Below are 2,348 nucleotides of genomic sequence, written 5' to 3' on the forward strand. Positions count from 1 at the left end.
GGCGTGGGGGGCGCCGGGGCCGGACACCACATCCGGCTCCCCGGTGGTGGGAATCGCCGAGGCCGCGATCACCGCCGCGGGGCCGCCCTCCCGCCAGGCGGCACGCTGGCGGTCGGCACCGGTGCCGTTGGCCCGCAGGCCGTCGAGCAGCCGGCGCACCAGGGGCAGGTCACCGCTCTCCTCCAGCGCGGGCGTCACCGCCTCCAGGAGAGCCGCCACCGCCTCGCGGGCCGGGACGAGCCGTCCGGTGCGGGGATGGACCAGGGGGCCGTCCAGGCCGTGACGGGCGGCGTTCCACAGGGCCGCGGCCGTCTCCTGGTCGTCGGGACGCGGGGGCGCGGCGCCCCGTTCGGCGTCGATGAGGGCGGTGCGCACCAGGGCGCGCACCAGACCGGCCTGCAGGACGGCCTCGCCGACCGTGGGCGCGGTGTCGGCGACCCGTACCTCCACGGTCGGATGGCGCGGGGAGGGGCGCGCCAGCCAGAAGGTCATGCCGTGATCGGCGAGAGCCCCGGTCTCCACCATGCGGTCCAGGACGGCGCGGTGGTGGGTCGCGGAGTCGAACCAGGGCGGTACGCCGGCACCGGGGAAACGCATCTCCTCGGCGATCCGCCAGCTCGCGAACCCGCGGTCCCGCCCGCGGTGCAGGGGGGAGTTGACGGACAGGGCCAGGAGCACCGGCAACCAGGGACGCAGCCGGTTGACCACGGCCACGGCCGTCTCCGGGTCGGGGACCCCCACGTGCACGTGGCAACCGCACATCTCGTAGTGCTCCATGGTCCCCGCGTAGTGGGCCGCGATGCGCCCGTAGCGGTCGCCGGGGGTGAAGTGCGGTGTCCCGCAACCGAGGACGGGCGTGCCGGAGGCCACCGGGAGGACGTCCTCCTCCCGGGCGGCCGCCGCCAGGCGGGCCCGCAGATCGGCCAGCTGACCGGCGACGCCCCGCTCGCCGGTCAGGGCCGTGCACACCCCGGTGGACGCCTCCACCTGGGTGGCGTGGAGTTCGAACCGGTACCCGCCACCGTCCGGTGACGGGTCGGTCCCGACACGTGCCAGGACCCGTTCGGACACCGGAGCGGTGCGGGCGCTGCCGGGGTCGACCAACAGGAACTCCTCCTCCACCCCGACGGTGAGCGGCTCACCGGGGGTGGAGGGGATCGTCGGTCGGGATGCGTCGGTGGTCACGGACGTCGCTCGTCCGCCTTGGGCCTGGCCGGCTGTTGCGGGGTGCCGTGAGGGGGCGAGTGGAAGGGCTGGGGCGAGGTCTGCGGGTGAACGGGGGATCCGCCGCGCCCGCTGTCGGCGTGCCCCGGTCGCGGGTCACCGCCGGGCGTGGGCGGGGAACCCTCCTCCATCTGCCCCAGGCGCTCGGTCAGCAGGTTGACCACCTGCGGACGATCGGCGTGCTCCCGCTCGTGCGCGAGGAGTCGGTCGACCTCCTCCGGCTCCAGGGCGCGGATCCGGTGCTCCAGCTCGCCCGGGGTCAGCTGGTCGTACTCCGGGATGGGGAGCCCGGCGGCGGCACCCGGGCCCTTCGATGACTGGTTCATGTTCCTCGGGTGACCGCTGTGGCGGTCGGGAAACCTCTTCGACCGGAAAAGGTCTCCGGATGCGGAAGGGGGTGATCGGGGTCACGATGGAGCCGGGCGTGAGTGGCTCGGGGTCCGTGACGCACCGCACTCGAAAAGCGTGCGGGGGCCCGCGGTGCTTCCTCCGGTGTCCGCACGTCATCCGTTTCGATGTCGAGTCGGCGAAGAGGGGCGATAATGCCCGGAGAAATCCCCGGGAAAATACCGGGAGGGTCCGGAAATCGTCGTGGCCGCCGTCATGCGCACCACGACGCGCCGGATACCCGCGAGGAGTTCGAGCGGATCGCCGTGCTGCCGCCGTGCCCGGAACGGCAGCGGTTGTGCCGTCGGGTGGTCTGCGCGTGGAAGCCCATGGCCGATCGGATCGCGCTGACCTACCGCAGCCGCGGCGAGGACCTGGAGGATCTGCGCCAGGTGGCGGCACTGGGCCTGGTGAAGGCGGTGGAGCGCTACGACCCCTCCCGGGGCAACGCCTTCGAGAGCTTCGCCGTCCCGACGATCGTCGGTGAGGTCAAGCGACACTTCCGGGACTGCATGTGGCGGGTGCACGTCCCGCGCCACACCCAGGAACTGCGCAACCGGGTGCGGGCGGCCAGTCGCCAACTGGACTGCGGGCTGGACGAGTACGGCCCGCCGATCGGCCGCATCGTGGAGTACACCGGCCTGTCGGAACAGGAGGTCCGACTGGGCATGGAGGCGATGCGCAGCTTCAGCACGCTCTCACTGGACGCCGGATCGGCGGGTGGCGGGGAGGAGGAG

General features: G+C 73.4%; 3 protein-coding genes. 1 reads left to right on the top strand and 2 read right to left on the bottom strand.

Annotated elements, in window-relative coordinates; genetic code table 11:
• On the bottom strand, window positions 1-1,185 hold a 1,185-nt coding region (locus FOE67_RS22965), incomplete at its 3' end, for a carboxylate-amine ligase (RefSeq protein ID WP_182666751.1).
• Window positions 1,182-1,550, bottom strand: a complete 369-nt coding sequence (locus FOE67_RS22970) for a DUF8129 domain-containing protein (RefSeq protein WP_182666752.1) — start codon at window positions 1,548-1,550, stop codon at window positions 1,182-1,184. The genes FOE67_RS22970 and FOE67_RS22965, both read right to left, overlap by 4 nt.
• A 390-nt stretch (window positions 1,551-1,940) precedes the next feature.
• Between FOE67_RS22970 and FOE67_RS22975 the strand changes: the two genes are divergently transcribed.
• The coding region (locus tag FOE67_RS22975) for a sigma factor (RefSeq protein WP_438874288.1) at window positions 1,941-2,348 on the top strand (408 nt) is incomplete at its 3' end.

It is taken from the genome of Streptomyces calidiresistens (assembly GCF_014141525.1).
Taxonomy (GTDB): Bacteria; Actinomycetota; Actinomycetes; order Streptomycetales; family Streptomycetaceae; genus Streptomyces; species Streptomyces calidiresistens.